This window comes from Paucibacter sediminis (genome assembly GCF_030254645.1).
GTDB lineage: Bacteria > Pseudomonadota > Gammaproteobacteria > Burkholderiales > Burkholderiaceae_C > Paucibacter_B > Paucibacter_B sediminis.
Genome location: NZ_CP116346.1, coordinates 141,702 through 160,936 on the forward strand (window position 1 = coordinate 141,702; position 19,235 = coordinate 160,936).

General features: G+C 69.3%; 14 protein-coding genes. 4 read left to right on the plus strand and 10 right to left on the minus strand.

Annotated features, from left to right (window positions below; genetic code table 11):
* Positions 1 to 41: 41 nt before the first annotated feature.
* Together PFX98_RS00675 and PFX98_RS00680 are read left to right on the plus strand one after the other, a co-directional pair.
* On the plus strand, positions 42 to 2,189 hold the full coding sequence (locus tag PFX98_RS00675; RefSeq protein ID WP_285233244.1) for a transporter substrate-binding domain-containing diguanylate cyclase: 2,148 nt from the start codon (positions 42 to 44) through the stop codon (positions 2,187 to 2,189).
* Positions 2,190 to 2,322: 133 nt separating this feature from the next.
* Entirely contained in the window at positions 2,323 to 3,633 is a 1,311-nt protein-coding gene (locus PFX98_RS00680) for a S8 family peptidase (protein WP_285233245.1), read from the plus strand.
* Between the two features lie 6 nt (positions 3,634 to 3,639).
* Here PFX98_RS00680 and PFX98_RS00685 read toward each other — a convergent pair whose 3' ends face one another.
* The 4 genes from PFX98_RS00685 to PFX98_RS00700 form a co-directional block, all read right to left on the minus strand.
* Positions 3,640 to 4,362, minus strand: a complete 723-nt coding sequence (locus PFX98_RS00685; protein ID WP_285233246.1) for a Crp/Fnr family transcriptional regulator — start codon at positions 4,360 to 4,362, stop codon at positions 3,640 to 3,642.
* Positions 4,363 to 6,105 (minus strand): thiamine pyrophosphate-binding protein, encoded by a 1,743-nt coding sequence (locus PFX98_RS00690; RefSeq protein ID WP_285233247.1) that lies wholly within the window; start codon positions 6,103 to 6,105, stop codon positions 4,363 to 4,365.
* 17 nt (positions 6,106 to 6,122) lie between these two features.
* Entirely contained in the window at positions 6,123 to 7,751 is a 1,629-nt protein-coding gene (locus PFX98_RS00695) for an FAD-binding dehydrogenase (protein ID WP_285233248.1), read from the minus strand.
* 169 nt (positions 7,752 to 7,920) lie between these two features.
* Positions 7,921 to 9,840, minus strand: a complete 1,920-nt coding sequence (locus tag PFX98_RS00700) for a S9 family peptidase (RefSeq protein WP_285233249.1) — start codon at positions 9,838 to 9,840, stop codon at positions 7,921 to 7,923.
* Positions 9,841 to 10,055: 215 nt separating this feature from the next.
* Here PFX98_RS00700 and PFX98_RS00705 point away from each other — a divergent pair, with 215 nt between their 5' ends.
* Complete coding sequence (locus tag PFX98_RS00705) at positions 10,056 to 10,352, plus strand: hypothetical protein (protein WP_285233250.1); 297 nt, start codon at positions 10,056 to 10,058, stop codon at positions 10,350 to 10,352.
* A 263-nt stretch (positions 10,353 to 10,615) separates the two neighbouring features.
* The gene (locus PFX98_RS00710; protein ID WP_285233251.1) at positions 10,616 to 12,214 is read left to right on the plus strand and encodes an outer membrane protein assembly factor BamB family protein; all 1,599 of its coding nucleotides are present in this window, start codon (positions 10,616 to 10,618) and stop codon (positions 12,212 to 12,214) included.
* A 78-nt stretch (positions 12,215 to 12,292) separates the two neighbouring features.
* Here the strand turns inward: PFX98_RS00710 and PFX98_RS00715 are convergent, their stop codons facing one another.
* From PFX98_RS00715 to guaD, 6 genes are all read right to left on the minus strand, one after another.
* Positions 12,293 to 13,459 carry a BMP family ABC transporter substrate-binding protein gene (locus PFX98_RS00715; RefSeq protein ID WP_285233252.1) on the minus strand — a complete coding sequence of 389 codons (1,167 nt, stop codon included), beginning with the start codon at positions 13,457 to 13,459 and terminating at the stop codon, positions 12,293 to 12,295.
* A gap of 27 nt (positions 13,460 to 13,486) precedes the next feature.
* Positions 13,487 to 14,332, minus strand: coding sequence for an outer envelope protein (locus PFX98_RS00720; RefSeq protein ID WP_425334649.1), 846 nt, complete (start codon positions 14,330 to 14,332; stop codon positions 13,487 to 13,489).
* A gap of 74 nt (positions 14,333 to 14,406) precedes the next feature.
* Positions 14,407 to 15,327: an ABC transporter permease gene (locus tag PFX98_RS00725; RefSeq protein WP_285233253.1), complete on the minus strand. Its 921-nt coding sequence runs from the start codon at positions 15,325 to 15,327 to the stop codon at positions 14,407 to 14,409.
* Between the two features lie 4 nt (positions 15,328 to 15,331).
* Positions 15,332 to 16,390 carry an ABC transporter permease gene (locus PFX98_RS00730; RefSeq protein WP_285233254.1) on the minus strand — a complete coding sequence of 353 codons (1,059 nt, stop codon included), beginning with the start codon at positions 16,388 to 16,390 and terminating at the stop codon, positions 15,332 to 15,334.
* A complete protein-coding gene (locus PFX98_RS00735; protein ID WP_285233255.1) occupies positions 16,377 to 17,906 on the minus strand; it encodes an ABC transporter ATP-binding protein in 1,530 nt (509 codons plus the stop codon). Before PFX98_RS00735 ends, PFX98_RS00730 begins: the two co-directional genes overlap by 14 nt.
* Entirely contained in the window at positions 17,903 to 19,234 is a 1,332-nt protein-coding gene (guaD, locus tag PFX98_RS00740; protein ID WP_285233256.1) for a guanine deaminase, read from the minus strand. The genes PFX98_RS00735 and guaD overlap by 4 nt, the downstream gene beginning before the upstream one ends.
* Position 19,235 lies beyond the last annotated feature (1 nt).

The following is a 19,235-nucleotide window of genomic DNA, read 5'->3' on the forward strand; positions in this document are numbered from 1 at the left end:
AAGATCGGCGCGCCGCTGACGGCGTCCCAAGTGAGTTGCCCTTGCTGCTTGTTGCTGAAATTCTGAGGCTTTGCGCGCGTGCCCTGCTGGCGCTGCTGCTGTGCATGGCGGGAGCCGCCGCCACGGCGGCCGGCGCGGTGAAGTTGAGCGAGGCCGAGCGCGGCTGGATCGCCGCTCACCAGAAACAGGTTTTCACGGTCGGTTTCGATCCCTTTGGCGGCATGGACAGCTTCGAGTTCCGCGGCCGCCGCGTCGGCCTGCTGCCGGCGCTGCTGGACGATATGCGCACACAGCTGGGCCTGAGCCTGGTGCCCGCCGAGGTGAAGAGCTGGGACGACGCCTACAGCCGCTTCGTGCAGGGCCGCATCGACGTGCTCTACGGCGCCAACGCCACCCCCGAGCGCGAAAAGATCATGCGCTTCACCCGGGCGGCCTGGAAATACCCCTACACGGTGTTTGCGCGCAAGGACTCGAGCGTGCAGACCCTGGGCGACCTGGACGGCAAGCGCGTCGGCTTTCTGGCCAACGACTTCGTGCTCGAGCAACTGCCCAAGGAATTCCCCAACATCCGCTTCGAGCCGCGCAATTTCGAAGACCAGACGGCCGGCCTGGCCGCGCTGGCCGCCGGCCAGGTGGACGGCTTCGTCACCTCGGGCGGCGGCGTCGAATACGAGTTCCTGCACGAGCACCCCACCTTGACCCTGGTGGCCGAGCTCAAGTCCATCACCTCGGACATGACCTTCGCGGTGGCGCGCGAGCAGCAGCTGCTGGGCCAGATCATCAACCGCTACATCGAGCAGCGCCAACCTCATATCCAGCAGCTCGCGCGCGAGGCCGGCCGCCTCTACAACCGCAAGGTGCTGCGCCTCAGCGAGGCCGAGCTGGCCTGGCTGGAGCTGCAGGGCGAGGCGGTGGTGGGCGTGGCCGAGGACTATCTGCCCTTCGACTACTTCCACGAGGGCCAGTACAAGGGCATTGCCGGCGCCACCCTGCAGCGCATCGGCGAGATCGTCGGCATCCGCTTCAAGGTGGTGAGCGGGCCCTTCGCCCAGCTGATCGAGCAGGTGCGCGCGGGCAAGGTCGATGTGCTGAACATGGCCAAGACCGAGGACCGCCTGGCCGACTTCCTGTTCCCGCGCGCCATCAGCACCGAGCGCGACATCATCGTCGGCGCCAAGCGCAGCGCGCCGGTGCAGGATGTCTACGGCCTGGACGGCCAGCCGGTGGCGGTGATCGACGGCTTCTGGCACGAGGAATACCTGCGCAAGAACCTCAAAAACCCGCGCATCGTCAAGACCGCCAACATCATGGAATCGCTGCAGCTGCTGCGCGATGGCGGCGCCGCCTACATGATCGAGAACCCCACGGTGGTGGAGTTCTACATCAACGGTCTGGGCTATACCGACCTGGTCAAGCGCGGCATCACCTCCAAGGACTCCTTCATCTATTTCGGCGTCGGCAAGCGCCAGCCCGAGCTGGCCGGCATCATGGACAAGGTGATCCCGCTGATCCAGTTCGACGAGATGAAGTACGCCGGCATCCAGACCGTGCCGACGCTGCGCAACGAGGCCAACCGGCGGCTGCTGATGCTGCTGGCCGGCCTGGGCCTGGTGCTGCTGGCGATCCTGGCGGTGACGGTGCGCATCGTGCGCAAGCTGATCGAGCAGCGCGCCAAGACCCAGTTCCTGCGCGAGCGCGAGCACCTGCTCTACACCGACAGCCTGACCGGCTTCCACAACCGCAACTACTTCAGCCAGCGCGCCGAGACCGCCGCGGGCGACTACCCGCAGGCCATCGTGGTGGCCGACATGAACAACCTCAAGCGCGTCAACGATGCCCATGGCCATGCCGCCGGCGATGCGCTTATCACCCTGTTCGCCGAGACGGCGCGCGCGCAATGGCCGCAGGCCGACGCCTTCCGCATCGGCGGCGACGAGTTCGTCTTCATCCTGCCCAATATCGGCGAGGCCCAGGTACTGGCCGAACTGGAGGCCTTGAAGACGCGCTGCCAGCAGACGCGCCGCGAGCTGGCGCCGGGCGCCTGGATCAGCCCCAGCGCCGCGCTGGGCCATGCCATGCGCGCCAGCGCCACGCAATCGCTGCATAGCTGCGTGGCCCAGGCCGACGCACGCATGTACGAGGCCAAGGCCGGCATGAAGAAGCGCAGCACCGACCTGGCCGAGCCCTGAGGTCGGCGCCGGCCGCCCCTCCGGCGACCATGTTCTGCGGGATGGTGATGGGAGTGCAGAGTGCCTACGCTGAGCCGGTGGCACGCCAGGCGCGCGGCCACACCCACCACACCAACACCCATGGAGACCCGGTATGGAAAAGCTTTCCTTTCAAGCCAAGGGATCGATCACGCTGGCAGCCACCCTGCTGCTGCTGGGCATGAGCTCGCCCGGTCAGGCGGACACGGCGGTCCTGATCGACGGGGGCACGGCGAATGCGCGCTGTACGCTTGGCTATCCGGGCAGCGGCGGCCCCGACCAGCTCTCGGCCTGCCAATGGGACATGGCGGTGATCAAGGCCGGCGCGGCGCGCGCCAAGGCCACCGGCAAGGGCGTCAAGGTCGGCGTCATCGATGGCGGGATCGACTTCTACCACCCGGACCTGGTGGGCGCCATCGACGTGGCACGCTCCTGCTCCTTCATCTACGGCAGCACGCCCACCGCCGACCCGGCCGAGATCGCCAATGGCGACTGCACGAACAAGGGCGCGGTGCAGGATCTCGGCGGCCACGGCACGCACACGGCCACCACCATAGGCGCGCGCGCCAATGGCATCGGCATCATCGGTGTGGCGCCCGAGGCCAGCATCGTGGCGCTGAAGGCCTGCACCATCAGCGGCTACTGCTTCGCCGACTCGGTGGCGGCGGCGCTGCGCTATGCCGGCGACCAGGGGCTGGACGTGGTCAACCTCAGCCTGTTTGCCGATCCCTATCTGTACTACTGCGCCAACGAGGCCGGCCAGCGCGCCATGCTGCGCGAGCTGCAGGACGCCGCACGCTACGCCCAGTCGCGCGGCGTGGTGATCGTGGCGGCCGCCGGCAACGAGGCGCAGGACCTGGGCCACCCCAGCACCGACGACATCAGCCCCGACTGGCCGCCCGGCGGCGCCATCGGCCGCGTGGTGCGCAACAACTGCCGCGTGGCGCCGGCCGAGCTGCCGGGCGTCATCACGGTGTCGGCCACCGGCGTGAGGACGCTGGCGAGCTATTCCAATGTCGGCACGCCGGTGGACGTGGCGGCCCCCGGCGGCGATGCCAGCCAGACCGCCGGCACAGTGTTTGGCCGCGGACGCGTGCTGGCCGGCTGGTCCATCACCGACGCCACCGGCACCTGGGAGGCCCTGATCGGCGCCAACCGCGCCGTTGAAAGCGGTGGCGGGCGCTATGTCTGGATCAGCGGCACCTCGATGGCCTCGCCGCACGCGGCGGGCGTGGCGGCGCTGATACGCGAGCGCCATCCCGGCATGCCCGCGGGCGCGGTGGCGGCGCTGCTGCGCGCCTCGGCCAGCCCCATGGCCTGCCCGGCCGACTGGCCCAGCGGCGACGCGCGGCAATGCACAGGCGGCATGGGCAACACCTCCTTCTTCGGTGCCGGCATGCTGGACGCGGCGGCGGCGGTGAAGTAGCGCTGGCTAATCGAGCGCGGCGGCGGCGCGCAGGCCCGCCGGATCGAGGATCTCGATGCCGCCGCGCTGCAGGCTCACGATGCCGCGCGCCGCCAGCGCCTTGAGCAGCTGGTTGGCGGTCTGGCGCGACACCGCCACCATCATCGCCAGCTGCTCCTGCGACAGCGCGATGCGCTGGCACGGGCCGCCGGGCCGCGTCTCGAAGCCCTCGGCCAGCATCAGCAGGCGGCGCGCCAGCCGCGGCCCAGCGCCCAGCAGGGCCTGGTCCTCGAAGGCCAGCAGCGCGCGCCGCAGCTTGTCGGCCAGCAGCAGGCCCAGCTCGCGCCAGTACTGCGGCCGCGCGGCCAGCAGGGCGTCGAGCCGGCTGCTGGGCACATGCAGCAGCAGCGCGTCCTGCAGCGCCTGGGCATCGTGGGTGCGCGGCCCCCCGTCGAACAGCGCGATCTCGCCGAACCAGCTGGGCGGCTCCAGCACCAGCAGGCTGCTCTGCCGGCCGGCCTCGCTGACGCCGCTGATCAGCAGCGCACCGCGCAGCACCGCGTAAAGGCCGTCAGCCGGCTCGCCGCGGCCGAACAGCCGGGCGCCGGCAGGCAGGCTGCGCAGCGCGGCCGCGTCCAGCAGGGCCTCGCGCAGCGGCGCCGAGATGCCGGCGAACCAGCGCCCGCGCAACAGCAGCGCCAGGTGCTGGCGCACATCGTCGTTGGCAGCGGGCTGGCTTCGGGCTGGCATCTAGCCGCTGATTCTGCGCTTCACCGCGCGCGTCACCATGCGCAGGCGCTGGGCGAGCGGGAAGCGCCTGAAGTTGACCTTCACCGCGCCCTCGGTGAAGGCGGTGCGGCGGCTGTAGTCGATCGCCACGTCCACCACCGCCACGCGGCCGCGTGCGGCGCTGGCGCGCGCCCGCGCAATGCCCTCGGCCAACTGGGCGTCGCTGGCGATCGCCACATAGTCGGCGCCGGTGGCCTGGGCCACGCCGGCAAAGTCCACCGCGCCCAACGCGGTGCAGGGCTTGCGGTTGTAGGGGATCTGCTGCGCCTGCGCGATCTGCGAGAGCTCGCCGTCGTGGAAGATGAAGCACACCAGGCCCAGGCCCAGGCGCGTCGCCGATACCAGCTCCATGCAGCTCATCATGAAGGCGCCGTCGCCGATGATGGCCACCACCTCGCGCCGCGGATTCGCCAGCTTGGCGCCGATCGCCGCCGGCGCCGCATAGCCCATGGCGTTGAAGTCGGTGGGCACGATCAGCGAGCCCAGGCTGCGCACCGGGAACAGCTCGGCGGTCAGGTAGGTGTGGTTGCCATCGTCGACCACGGTGATGACGTCGTCCGGCAGCACCTCGCGCAGCGCCTGGAAGAAGCGCGCCGGGTTGACGCGGCCGCGGCTGTCGTGCGCCAGCCAGGCGCGCTGGTAGTCGGCCTTGGCGCGCGCGATGCGCTGCTGCAGCGCGCTGTCCGGCGCCCGCGCCGGGCCCAGGCGTTGCAGCTCGGCCAGCAGCGCCGTCAGCACCGGGGCGGCGTCGCCGGGCAGCCGCACCGCGGCCGGGTAGTTGGCGTCGAACACCGCGGGATTGATGTCCTGGTGCACCAGCGCCGCCGGCACCGCCACGCCATAGCTGCCGGTGGCGATCTCGCCGAAGCGCGTGCCCACCGCCAGCATGGCGTCGCAGCCCTCGAAGGCGCCGCGCGCCGCCGGCACCGCGGCGGCGCCGAAGCCGAAGCCGCAGTGCAGCGGATGCTGCGCCTCGAAGGCCGACAGGCCCTGCAGCGTGGTGGCCACCGGCGCCTGCAGGTATTCGGCGATGGCGCGCGTCTGCGCGCCCGCGCCGCGCGCACCCCAGCCGAGGAACAGCCCCGGCCGGCGCGCGCCGCGCAAGAGCTCGGCGGCGCGCCGCAGCGCCTCGGCCGGCGGCAGGGGCGGCGGCTCCAGCCGCGGCGGCGCGGGCAGCTCGTCGCCGACCTCGGCCGGGAACAGCTGCAGCTCCACCGGGATCTCGACGAACACCGGCCCCGGCTCGCCCTCGTTGGCGATGCGCCAGGCCTGGTAGAGCGTGGGCACGATGTCGGCATGGCGCTCGATCAGGAAGCAGGCCTTGGTGAGGCCGCGCATGAAGCCCTGCTGGTCGATCTCGTGCAGCTGGTAACGCCGGCCGCTGTCGCGCCTGATGCCGCCGCAGATCACCAGCATCGGGATGCCGTCGAGAAAGGCCTCGCCGATGCCGCTGGCCGCATGGGTGGCGCCGGCCGCGGGCACGATCACCAGGGTGCCGGTGCTGTCCGAGGTGCGGCTCACCGCGTCGGCCATGAAGGCCGCGCCGCCCTCGTGCGTCACCAGCACCGGGGTGATCAGGGCCGAGCTGTTGAGCTCGTCGTAGATCTCGGTGTTGTGCACGCCGGGGATGCCGAAGGTGTAGCGCACCCCCAGGCGTTCGAGCGCCTGCACCGCCAGCCAGGCACCGGTTCTTTTCTTCGTCATGATGGTCTCCGTCGTGTTCAGGTCTGGGCCGCCGCGCTGCGCCCGGCGATGCGCCCGCTCAGCACGCAGCCGCCCAGGAAGGTGCCCTCCAGCGCGCGCAGCCCATGCAGGCCGCCGCCGCCGAAGCCCGCGGCCTCGCCGGCCGCCAGCAGGCCCGGGATGGGCTGGCCCGCATGGCACAGCACGCGGCTGGCCAGATCGGTCTGCATGCCGCCCAGGCTCTTGCGGCTGATGATGTGCTCGCGCACCGCGATCAGCGGGCCGGCCCGCGGGTCGAGCAGGGGGCGGGGCTTGCAGGTGCGGATGCGGTCGCCCTTCCACTCGCGCAGCTGGGCGATGCGGCGCAGCTGCTCGTCGTTGTGCAGGGCCGGGCCGCGCGCGACGTTGGCGTCGTAGGCCTCGACGCCGGCGCGCACGCGCGCCAATTCCACCGCCTGGTCGCCCTGCAGCGCGTTCATGCGCGCCACCAGCCCGGCCAGGTCGGGGGCCTGCACGAAGTCCGGGCAGCCCGCCAGCATCTCGCGGTAGAGCCAGCGGTTGCCCAGCAGCAGGTCGCGCGCAAAGCCGAGCCAGCGGCGCTCGCGCACCGAGGGGTTGAACTCTGCGCCCGAGACCGCCAGCTCCTTGAGCGCGATGCGGCGGTTCATCAGCTGCCAGGAATAGGCGCGCGGCTCGGCGCAGATGCGCGCCACCAGATCGCGCGTGTCATAGCCGGTCACCAGCGGCATGGGGCCGATGCGATCACCACGCCAGTTCAACCACAGGGCCGAGCGCGGCGGCACCAGCGAGAGCCCATGCTCGGGCTTGCGCGGGCGCGGATGGGCCACGCCGGCGGCGTAGTTCCACTGCCGGTCCAGATGGGTGATGCAGCCGCCCGCGGCGGCCACGGCATCGTGCAGCAGGCCATCGGCATAGCGGTGCGAGCCATTCAGCAGGCGCGCGGGCGGCTGGCCCCAGTCGGCATGCCAATGGGCGCGCACGCGCGCCAGGTTGCCGTTGATGCCGCCGGCGGCCAGCAGCACCGCGCCGGCATGGTGCTCGAACTCGGCCCCCTCAGCCCCTTCAGCCCCCTCGGCATGGCCGGCCACGCCCACCACCGCCCCGCCCTGCTGCAGCAGGCGCTCGACGCGCTGGCCGAAGCGCAGCGTCAGCGCCGCGCGCCGCGGGTGGCGTTCGATGCGATCGAGCAGGTGCTGCACCAGCGCCTCGCCGGTGCCCCAGACGATGTGGAAGCGCGGCACCGAGTTGCCCGGCAGGTAGAGGCCGCGCTCCACCCAATTGGGCACCGGGAAGTAGCGCAGGCCGCCGGCGCGCAGCCAGTCGCCTACCTCGGCGGTGCAGCGGCTCACATAATGCTCGGCCCAGGCGCGCGGCCAACGCTCGTCGGCGCCGAACTCGGCAAAGCTGAGCCAGTCGGCCAGCGCCAGCGCCTCGCTGTCGCGGATGCCGGCGCGGCGCTGCTCGGGCGTGTCCACCAGGAACATGCCGCCAAAGCTCTCCCTGGCCAGGCCGCCGATCGCCTCGGGGCGGTCGCGGTCCAGCAGCAGTACGCGCCGGCCGGCGTCCAGCAACTCCAGCGTGGCGCTCAGCCCGGCGATGCCGGCGCCCACCACCAGCACATCCGCGCCATCGTCTGCACTGCCCATGTCCCGTCTCCTGCTGACTGCGCCGCGTCAGGGGCGAAGGCCCCGCATCGGTCTGGGGCGCAGACTAGGCGGCGCCCCGGACAAGCGTCTGTCAGCTTGCCGACATAGGCGCGCGGGCGCCTCGGCAATCAGGCGGAAGTTTGTGCGACGTCAAACTCGACGGGGCAGCTCAGGGCCGCAGATAGCGGTCCAGGAAGGCCAGCATGCGGCGATTCGCCTCGATCTGGTTCTTCTTCTTGGAAAAGCCGTGGCCCTCGTCGTCGAACACCAGGTACTCGACCGGCACGCCATTGGCCTTGACCGCGGCGACGATCTCGTCGCTCTCGGGCTTGATGACGCGCGGGTCGTTGGCACCCTGTATCACCATCAGCGGCTTCTTGATCTCCTTGGCATGGAACAGCGGCGAGGTGGCAACCAGGAAGTCCCGGTCCTTCACCGGATCGCCCACCTCCTGGTAGAGCGCCTTGCGGAAGCTCTCCCAATAGGGCGGAATGGCCTCCAGCGTGCGCAGCCAGTTGCTGACGCCGAAGATATCGATGCCGACCTTGAAGGCCTCGGGGCGGAAGGCCATGGCGGCCAGCGTCATGTAGCCGCCATAGGAGCCACCGATGATGCCGATGCGTTCGATATCCACCACGCCGGTGCCGGCCAGATAGGTCTTGGCCTCGATGCAGTCCCACAGCGGCTCGCGGCCATGCTTGCCGTCGTCGGCGGTGAAGAAGCTCTTGCCATAGCCCGAGCTGCCGCGGTTGTTGATGCCCAGCACCGCGTAGCCGTGGTTGGCGAAGTACTGCATCAGCGCCGAATAGCCGCGCATGGTCTGGCCGCCAGGGCCGCCATGCACCCACACCAGGGCCGGCACCTTGCGGTTCGGTGACGCTTCCTTGGGCAGGTAGAGCACGGAGGGGATGGCAAGACCGTCGAAGGACTTGAAGCGCACCACCTGCGAGTCCACCAGGTCGGCGCTGGCAATCTCCTTGGACAGGCTCTGTGTCAGCTGCCTGGCCTGCTGGCTGGCAAAGTCGTAGACCACCAGATTGTTGGGCGAGCGGTCGCCGTTCAGGTAGAAGGCCATCTTGGCGCCGCTCCTGGAGAAGCTCACGCCGCGGATCTCGCCGCCCGGCAGCTTGGGCAGTTGCACCGGCTTGCCGCTGACGGCGTCCTGCACGCGGATCGCGATGCTGGCGTCGGCGTTCACGCCGGTGACGCGGTAGCGCCCGTCGCGCGAGAAGTAGCTGTACTCGATGTCCCAGTCGGCCTTCTCGAGCTCGCTGGTCTGGCCGCTGGCCAGCTCATAGGCCTGCAGGCGCTTGAATTCGGTGCCGGCGTCGCTGAGTATCAGCAGGCGCTGCGAGGCCGGATCGAAGGCGGCGGCGCGCTGGCCGGCCACGCCCTCGTGCGGTGTCAGGTGCTTGAGCGCCAGGGTCTGCGTGTCATAGAGATAGACGTCGGAGTCGGCCGTGGTGTTGATCTTGCCCAGCGCGATCCAGCGCCCGTCGCGGCTGACGGCCGAGATCTCGAAGGCCTGCTCGTTCCTGAACACCAGGGTGCGCGCATAGCTCCGAGCGTCGTAGCGATACAGGTCGAAGCTCTTGGCATCGCGTTCGTTGCTGCTGACATAGAAGGCGCTGCCGTCGCCGGCCCAGCCCACGAAGCTTGCCTTGAGCTTGTCGCCCGGGGTCAGGTCTTGCTCCTTGCCATCCAGCTCGCGCACATAGAGGTGGTTCTGCTCGTTGCCGCCCTGGTCGCGCGTGTAGAGCACGCGGTCGTCATCGGGGAAGTAGCTGACGGCGTAATGGCTGTCCTTGGTCGAGTTGGTGAGTGCCGTCGGCGCGCCGCCCGCGACCGGCATGCTGTAGACATTCGGCAGGCCGCTGGCATTGCTGGTGAAGAGGATGCGCTGCTCGTCGGCGCTGAAGGAGGCGCCGCTGATGGCCGTGGTGGCCATGAACTGCTCGATGGTGTAGCGCCTGGGCGCCTCGCTGGCGCGGCTCGCCATGCCTGACTTCGCCACCGCAGCGCCGGCCGCCGTCCCAGCCCAGCAGCCACCCGCCAGCAAGCCGGCCAGCAGCACGGGCAGCGCATGCATTTTCTTCTTCCCCAGCATCTTCATCCTCCACTCCCATGTTTCGAACCAGGCCGACCGCCGGCCCGGATTGGCGCGACTGTAAGGGCAGGCCCCAAGCCATGGCACAGCGTTCGGACAGACTGCGGAATCCGTGGCGTAGGCGGGCTCTTTCCGCTGAAACGCCTTGCAACCGTCTGCACCCCTGCTTGCCGGCTGCCGTGACCACAATGCGGTCCATGAGCAGTCAGAGCAAAGACAGGGACGAGCAAGTGCCCAACGCGGACCAGCGTTTCATCGACAAGCAGATGGCGGCCGTCATCGAGGCCATCATGACCCAGAGCTACAGCATGGCCAACCGCGGCTTCATTCCCGCGCAGCAGCAGATCGCCGCCTATATCGCGGGGCTGGACGAGGCCGCCCTGCTGCAGAAGATCCGCACGCACCCGGGTGCAGCGGCCACGCGCGCCCTGCTGGCGGACGACGCCGAGTTGCTGCGTTGGTCGCGGCTGGTGGGGCGTGACGCGCCGCGCTGAGGTTTCCGCAAGGTAAGAACGGTAAGCGATGGCAGCCATGCCTTGCCCGCCATCGCTGGCGGCGCGCGCCGGCCGGTTTCTACAAGGCTCGTAATCCCTCCCCTGGCCTGTCACTGCTATTGCCGGGTTTCCGATTGCACCGGCGCGGCGGCTCCGGTCTGATCGGATCAGCCTGGCCGCTCTGCAGCGGCTGCCGCGGTCGGGTCGGGGATCGCTGCGTGACCCACCACATTGCGCGCCGCTGGGACGAGCAAGGAGCTCATATGGACACCTACAAGACAACAAGGCAATGGCAGAGGCTGGCCTTGGCCGGCTTGACCGTGACCGGCTTGCTATGCACGGCGCTGCCCGCCGCTGCGGACGCCTCCGACAACAACTGGCCGACTGCCGGCCAGAACCTTGGCAACACGCGTTACCAGAACCAGAGCGGCGGCATCAGCGTGCTGACGGTCGGCGGGCTGAGCCCGAAATGGGTCTTCACCACCGCCGGCGACGTGTCCGCCACCCCTGCCGTCGATGCCAACCGGGTCTACTTCCCCGATTGGGCCGGCTATCTGTATGCGCTGGATCGCAAGACCGGCCAGCAGGTCTGGCGAGTGAAGCTGTCGGATGTGAGCGGCTCAGCCATGGACAAGGCGCGCGCCACCCCGGCGCTGACCGAGGACAAGCTCTATATCGGCACCCAGGGCGGGGCCATCGCCGGCGGTGGCCAGGGCGGCATGATGCTGGCCTTCGACAAGAGCACCGGCGCGCTGCTGTGGAAGACCCAGCTGGACAACCACTATGCGGCCATCGTCACGCAATCGGCCACGGTGCATGACGGCCGCGTGTTTGTCGGCGTCGCCTCGATGGAAGAGGCGCTGGCCGGCCTGGTCGGCTTCTGCTGCAGCTTCCGCGGCAGCCAGCTCGCGCTGGATGCCGACACCGGCGCCATCCTGTGGAAGACCTATACGCTGCCGCTGGGCTATACCGGTGGCGCGGTCTGGGGCAGCTCGCCGGCGGTCGACGTGCGGCGCGGCCAGGTCTATGTGGCCACCGGCAACAACTACTCGATCCCGGACGCAGCACGCACCTGCGTGATCGCCGCCGGCACCGACACCAACGCGGTGCGCGCCTGCCTGGCCGCGGACAACTTCTTCGACGCCGTGCTGGCGCTGGACATCCGCACCGGCGCGATCCGCTGGGGCACCAAGGCCTTGCCGGCCGACACCTGGATCGCCGCCTGCATCGGCTTTGGCGACCCGAGTGCCTGCCCCAGCCCGACCGGCCCCGACTACGACTTCGGCCAGGCGCCGGCGCTGTTCAGCGCCACGCCCAACGGCGCGAGCAAGCCGCGTGAAATGGTCGGTGCCGGCCAGAAGAGCGGCAAGTACTGGGCACTCGACCCCGACACCGGCGCGGTGCTGTGGGTCACCCAGGCGGGCCCCGGCGGCACCGCTGGCGGTCTGCAATGGGGTTCGGCGGTGGACGGCCGGCGCGTCTACACCGCCAATTCCAACAGCGACCTGGTGCCCTGGCCCAGCGCCGGCGGCTCGACCAGCGGGGTCTGGAGCGCGCTTGACGCCGCCACCGGCCAGTTGCTGTGGCAGACCCGGCCCTCGGGCGGCGGCAGCACCTCGGGCCCGGTGACCACCACCAATGGCGTGGTGTTCGGTTGCTCGCTGGACCGCATCAACGGCTATATGTATGCGCTGGATGCGGCCACCGGTGTGGAGCTGTGGAAGTTCAGCAGCGGCGGCTCCTGCCTGTCGGGCGCGGCGATCTCGCGCGGCGAGGTGTTCTGGGGCTCCGGCTACGGCAATCTGTTCGGCACCTTTGGCAGCCCGAACAACAAGCTCTACGCCTTCACCCTGCCCAAGTGAGGAGGTGAAAAAAAGGCCACCGCGCCCGATGGCGCGGTGGCCTTGCTCGTCAGCTGCCGGCGCGCGCCGGGCACGGCCTCACTTGCCGCTCGGCACCTTGCCTTCCACGCCCTTGACGTAGAAGTTGATGCCGGAGAGGAACTTGTCGTCCGCGACCTCGTCCTTCTTCACCATTTCCTTGCCGTCCTGGCCGAGGATGGGGCCCTTCCAGATCGCGAACGTGCCGTCCTTCAGGCCGGCCTTGACCTTGTCGATCTGTTCGCGCGTCTCGGCGGGCACGGCCTCGTTGAGCGAGACGAGATCGATCGCGCCCTCCTTCACGCCCCACCATGCATGCTTGCCGGCGCCGGCCTGCCACTTGCCGTCCAGCGCCTCGCGCACCGCGGCCACGTAATAGGGGCCCCAGTTGATGACGGCCGAGGCCAGGTGGGCCTTGGGGCCGTAGGCGGTCATGTCGGAATCCCAGCCGAAGGCGTACTTGCCGTTCTTCTCGGCGGTCTGCAGCACGGCCGAGGAGTCGGTGTTCTGCATCAGCACATCGGCACCGCCGTTGATCAGCGATTGCGCGGCCTCGGTCTCCTTGGGCGGGTTGAACCATTCGTTCACCCACACCACCTTGACCTTGACCTTCGGGTTGCTGCTCTGCGCACCGAGGGTGAAGCTGTTGATGTTGCGGATCACCTCGGGAATGGGGATCGAACCCACCACGCCCAACGTGCCGCTCTTCGTCATCTTGCCCGCCACCACGCCGGCCATGTAGGCGCCCTCGTAGGTGCGCGAGTCGTAGGTGCGCATGTTGTCGGCCTGCTTGTAGCCGGTGGCATGCTCGAACTTCACGTCCTTGCTGTCGGCCGCCACCTTGAGCATGGACTCCATATAGCCGAAGGTGGTGCCGAAGATCAGCTTGTTGCCCTGGCCCACCATGTCGCGGAACACGCGCTCGGCGTCGGCCGCCTCGGGCACTTTTTCAACGAAGCTGGTGACGACCTTGTCGCCGAACTCCTTCTCCACCGCCTTGCGGCCGTTGTCATGCGCGAAGGTCCAGCCGCCGTCGCCCACCGGGCCGACATAGGCAAAGGCGATCTTCAGCGGCTCGGGCTTGGGCGCGGCGGCCGAGGCCGGCGCGGACGCGGCCGGGGCGGCTTGTTCCTCCTTCTTGCCGCAGCCCAGCAGGGCGGCGGTGGCGGCAACAGTCGTCCAGCCGGCGATGCGGAGGAAGTGGCGCTTGGGGTCTGAAACAGTCATGGGTTGGCTCCGTGCTTGGGCTGCGGGTCAGAAATGGTACTCGGCGCGGATCATCGGCGTCTTGGCAATGGCACCCTTGCCGGCCGGGCCGCCGCTGTCGTTGCCGAACTTGTTCTTCCAGTACTGGTACTCCAGGCCCAGCTTGAAGGTGTTCTTGCCGCCGCTGAGGTCGTACATCAGCTGCATGTCGACATTGGTCTCGCGCGCGGTCTGGCCGCCGAATTCGTCGCGGCCCTTGGCGGCGATGAAGTTGGCATAACCCTCGAAAGACAGCGGGATGCCGACGTTGAAGGGGATCGCCCAGGCCGCCGTCAGCATCCAGTGGAACTTGTAGTCGTAGCGCGGCGTGGCCGTGCCCGAGAAGGTACTGTAGGGCGCATTGCTTTCCTTCAGGCCCAGCAGGCTGACGTTGAGAAAGCCCGGCACGTCCAGCATCAGCGTCGGGCCCGCCACCAGCATGCGCTTCTTGCTGTTGTAGCCAGCATCGGTCTTGGTGTTGAAGTCGAAGCCCGCCGTCACGCCCAGGCCGCGCACCGGGCCGAACTTGAAGGGGCTGCCGCTCACCTTCTCCAGGTCGAGCGTGTGGCGGTACACCACATAGACCTCGTGGGCGCCGTCCTTGGACCCGGCGCTGGAGGGGTCCTTGCTGTCGGACAGCAGCAGGTCGGCATTGAAGAAATTCGTGCCGTATTTGTAGCCGCTGGCATGCGTCAGGTTGAGGATGTTCTTGCTGATGTCCTGCGGGTTGTAGGGCTCGGCGAACTTGCTGCCGTAGCGGTAGCCGATCGAGCTATCGCTCCAGTCGGCGGCCTGGGCGGACAGGCCGGCGGCAAGCAGGCTCAGGGCAAGAAGGGTGCGGGCCAAAGGCATCATCGGGGGGACTCCCAAGGTTGTGAAAACTGCTGACAGACTCGGAACGGAACCGTTGCACGTTCCATGCCAAGGATCTAGGCGCCCGGGAAGAAGGGCTTGCCCAGCGAGGCCGGCATGTTGGCGCGGATGAAGTTGGCATTGCTGGAGATCAGCACCAGCACCGCGATGGTGGCCAGATAGGGCAGCATGCTGAGGAACTGGCTGGCGATCTCGACGCCCTGCCCCTGCAGATGGAACTGCAGCATGGTGACGCCGCCGAACAGATAGGCGCCCAGCAGCACGCGCGCGGGCCGCCAGGTGGCGAAGGTGGTGAGGGCCAGCGCGATCCAGCCCTTGCCGGCGATCATGCCCTCCACCCACAGCGGCGTGTAGACCACCGACACATAGGCCCCGGCCAGGCCGCACAGCGCGCCGCCCGTCATCACCGCGGCCAGGCGGATGCGGCGCACCGGATAGCCCAGGGCATGGGCCGACTCGGGTGATTCGCCCACCGCACGCAGCACCAGACCGGCGCGCGAGCGGTACAGAAACCAGCCCAACAACAGTGCCAGCGCGATCGCGCCATAGACCAGCGGATGCTGGCGGAACAGCGCCGGGCCGATGAAGGGGATGTCGGCAAGACCTGGCACCGCGAAGTTCGGCCGCGGGCCCAGCTTGGCCTGGGTGTAGGAAATGCCCACAAAGGCCGAGAAGCCGCCGCCGAACAGGCTCAGCGCCAGGCCGGCCGCGTACTGGTTGGTGTTGAGCCAGATCACCAGCACGCCGAAGGCCGCCGCCAGCAGCGCGCCCGCGCCCATGCCGGCGGCAAAGCCCAGCCAGTCGCTGCCGGTATGCACCGCGGTGGCGAAGCCGGCGATGGCGGCCACCAGCATCATGCCCTCGGCGCCCAGGTTGACGATGCCCGAGCGTTCGTTGATCAGCAGGCCCAGGGCCGCGATGGCCAGCAGCGTGCCGGCGTTGAGCGTGGCGGCGATCAGCAGTGCGATCGATTCCATCTGGTCAGCTCCTGGCCCGACGAATGCGGTAGTGGATCAGTGTGTCGCAGGCCAGGAGCGTGAACAGCAAGAGGCCCTGGAACACCCCGGTGATGGACTTGGGCAGGCCCAGGCGCGATTGCGCCAGTTCACCGCCGATGTAGAACATGCTCATCAGGATGGCCGAGAAGATGATGCCCACCGGATGCAGGCGCCCCACGAAGGCCACGATGATGGCGGCGAAGCCGTAGCCGGCCGGCACATAGGGCGTGAGCTGGCCCAGCGGCCCGGCCGCCTCCAGCGCCCCCGCCAGGCCCGCCATGCCGCCGGACAGCAGCAGGGCCAGCCAGAGCGAACGCCGCGAGCTGAAGCCCGCATAGCGCGCCGCCGCCGGCGCCAGCCCGCCCACCTGCAGGGCAAAGCCGGCATAGGTGCGGAACAGCAGCGCCCAGCAGGCAAGGACTGACCCCAGCGCGATCAGCACGCCGATATTGACGCGCCAGCCGTCGAACAGCTTGGGGATCTTGGTGACGGCCAGGAAGCTGATGCTTTGCGGGAAGTTGTAGCCGTTCGGGTCTTTCCAGGGCCCGTAGACCAGGTAGCCCAGCAGCAGGTCGGCCACATAGACCAGCATCAGGCTGACCAGGATCTCGCTGGCGTTGAAGCGGTCGCGCAGCCAGGCGGTGAGGGCGGCCCAGGCCATGCCGCCGGCCACGCCGGCCAGCAGGATCCACAGCACGATGCTGCGGCCGCTGCTGGCATCCGCCTGCATCGCCACCCAGCCGCCGGCCAGCGCGCCCACCACGAACTGGCCCTCGGCGCCGATATTCCACACGTTCGAGCGGAAGCACACCGCCAGGCCCAGCGCGATCAGCACCAGGGGCGTGGCCTTGATGCCCAGCTCGCTCCAGCCATAGGCGCTCTTGATGGGCTCCCAGAAGAACATCTGCAGGCCGCGCAGCGGGTCCTTGCCCAGCAGCAGGAACAGCGCAATGCCCAGCAGCGTGGTGATGGCCAGCGCCAGCAGCGGCGAGGCCAGCGACATCAGCTTGGACGGCTGCGGGCGGATCTCAAGCCTGAGCATGCTGCGCGCCCTCCTCCTGCCAGAGCCCGCTCATCCAGGCGCCGATCTTTTCCACCGTGGCCTCGGCCATGGTGATGGCCGGCGAGACGCGCCCATTGGCCATCACCACCAGCCGGTCGCTGATCTCGAACAATTCGTCCAACTCCTCACTCACCACCAGCAGCGCGCAGCCGGCATCGCGCAGCGCCAACAACTCGCCGCGTATCTGCGCCGCCGCGCCCACGTCCACGCCCCAGGTGGGCTGGGCAATCACCAGCACCTTGGGTTTGGCATCAATCTCGCGGCCGACGATGAACTTCTGCAGATTGCCGCCCGAGAGGCTCTTGGCCGCGGCGCCCGCGCCGCCGGCCTTGACCTTGAAGCGCGCGATCAGCTCCTCCGCCAGGCGCTGCACCGGGCCCTGGCTGATCCAGCCCGCCGCGTTGACCGCCTCGGTGCGCGTCAGCAAGGTGTTCTGCGCCAGCGAGAGCGTCGGCACGGCGCCGCGGCCAAGGCGTTCCTCGGGCACGAAATGCAGGCCCAGGCGGCGGCGCTTGCGCGCGCTGGCCTGGGCGATGTCCTGGCCGAACAGCTGCACCGAACCGCGCGGCGCGCGCGCGTCCTCGCCCGAGAGCGCGGCCATCAGCTCCTGCTGGCCATTGCCCGAGACCCCGGCCACGCCGAGGATCTCGCCGGCATGCAGCCGCAGCGCGATGCCCTCCAGCGCGGTGCCGAAGGGCTCCGCCTTGGGCAGGCTCAAGCCCTTCAATTCCAGCGCCAGCGCGCCGCTGCCGCGCGGCGCGGCGTGCCGCAGCTGGGGCGGCTCGGCGCCAATCATCAGGCGCGAGAGTTCGGCATTGCTCTGGCCGCGCGGGTCCACCTCGCCGGTGACGCGGCCGGCGCGCAGCACCGTGCAGTGGTGGCACAGGGCGCGGATCTCGTCCAGCTTGTGGCTGATGTAGAGGATGGAGCAGCCCTGCTCGGCCAGCTTGCGCAGGGTCTGGAACAGCGTCTGCACCGCCTGCGGGGTCAGCACCGAGGTGGGTTCGTCGAGGATCAGCAGCTGCGGATTCGTCATCAGCGCGCGCACGATCTCGACGCGCTGGCGCTCGCCCACCGAGAGCGTGTGCACCGGCCGCGCCGGGTCCACCGCCAGGCCATAGCTCTGCGCCACCGCGCTGATGCGGGCGGTGACCTCGGCCAGGCTGAGCGATTTGTCCAGGCCCAGCCAGACGTTCTCGGCGGCGCTGAGGGTGTCGAACAGCGAGAAATGCTGGTAGACCATGCTGATGCCCAGCTGTCGCGCCTGTGCCGGGCTCCTGATGCTGACGGCCTGGCCGTTCCACAAGACCTGACCCTCGTCGGGCTGCACCGCACCGTAGATGATCTTCATCAGGGTGCTCTTGCCCGCACCGTTTTCGCCCAGCACCGCATGGATCTGGCCCGGCGCCACGCTCAGGTGCACACCATCGTTGGCCTTCACGGCCGGGTACTGCTTGCTGATGCCACTGAGTTGCAGGCGCAATGGTTGGATCATGTGGGTCGTTGGTAGCGCGTGCGGCCAGCCACCAGGCTGGTCACCAGATTGCGTTCATCGGACAGCGTCATCCAGGCAAACAGCTTCTCGTGCAACTCGCGTGCCACCTCGAAGCGGGCCTCGGCCACCGGGCCCCGGGCCCAGTCCCAGACACAAACGTCGGCCAGTGTACCCAGGCCGAAGTGGCCGATCTCGTGCTGCAGGCCCAGGCCCTCGGCGGCGCCGCGCGTGGCCGCGTGCAGGGCCACCCAGGCGGTGAGGCGCTGGCCGGCCATGGCCTGCACCTTGTAGCCGTCGGCGAGCGTGCGCTGCATCGACAGGCTGGTGCCGCCGCCCACATCGCTGGCCGCGCTGACCGCAAAGCCGGCCGCGCGCGCACCCACCCAGTCGAACAGGCCGCTGCCCAGGAACAGGTTGGACGAGGGGCAGAAGGCCACCTGGGCGCCGCTTTCGGCAAGCACGGCGCGGTCCGCCTCGTCCAGCCAGATGCCATGGGCCAGCACCGCCCTGGGGTGCAGCAGGCCCTCGCGGGCATAGACGTCCAGATAGCTGCGCGCCGCCGGGAAGAGCCTGGCCACCCACTCGACCTCGCTGCGGTTCTCGGCCACATGGGTCTGCACATATAGCGAGGCATCCGCCCGGCACAGGGCGCCGGCCATGGCCAATTGGGCCGGCGTGCTGGTGGGCGCAAAGCGCACGGTCACCGCATAGGCCAGGCGCTCCTGGCCATGAAAGCGTTGGATCAGATCCACACAGTCGCGCTCGGCCTGGGCCACATCGTCGCGCAGGCCGTCGGGCGCGTGCCGATCCATCAGCACCTTGCCGGCGATCAGGCGCATGCCGCGCGACCGAGCCGCCTCGAACAGCGCCTCGGCCGAGACCTTGTGCACGGTCGGGAACACCACCGCCGAGGTCGTGCCATGGGCCAGCAGCGCATCCAGAAAGCGCGCCGCGCCGCGCCGCGCCAGCGCCGGGTCGGCATAGCGCTGCTCGGCCGGGAAGGTGTAGGTGTTGAGCCAGTCCAGCAGTTCGGCGCCATAGGAGGCAATCACGTCCAGCTGCGGGGCATGCACATGGGTGTCGATGAAGCCGGGCAGGATCAGGCGGCCGCGGTGGTCCTGCTTGGTCCAGCTGGCATCGGGCTCCTGGCCTTGCGTGCCGGCGATGCGGCCATACTCGTCGATCAAGAGCCAATGGTCGGGCTGGAAGCGCACGGCGGGGCTGTCCAGCTGGCCCCAGGCGGGGCTAGCGGTGAAGTCGAGCAGGTCGCCGCGCAGAGCGAGCTTGGAACGGGAGGTTGCGGAGGTCACGGGGTTCGCAGGAGTCATG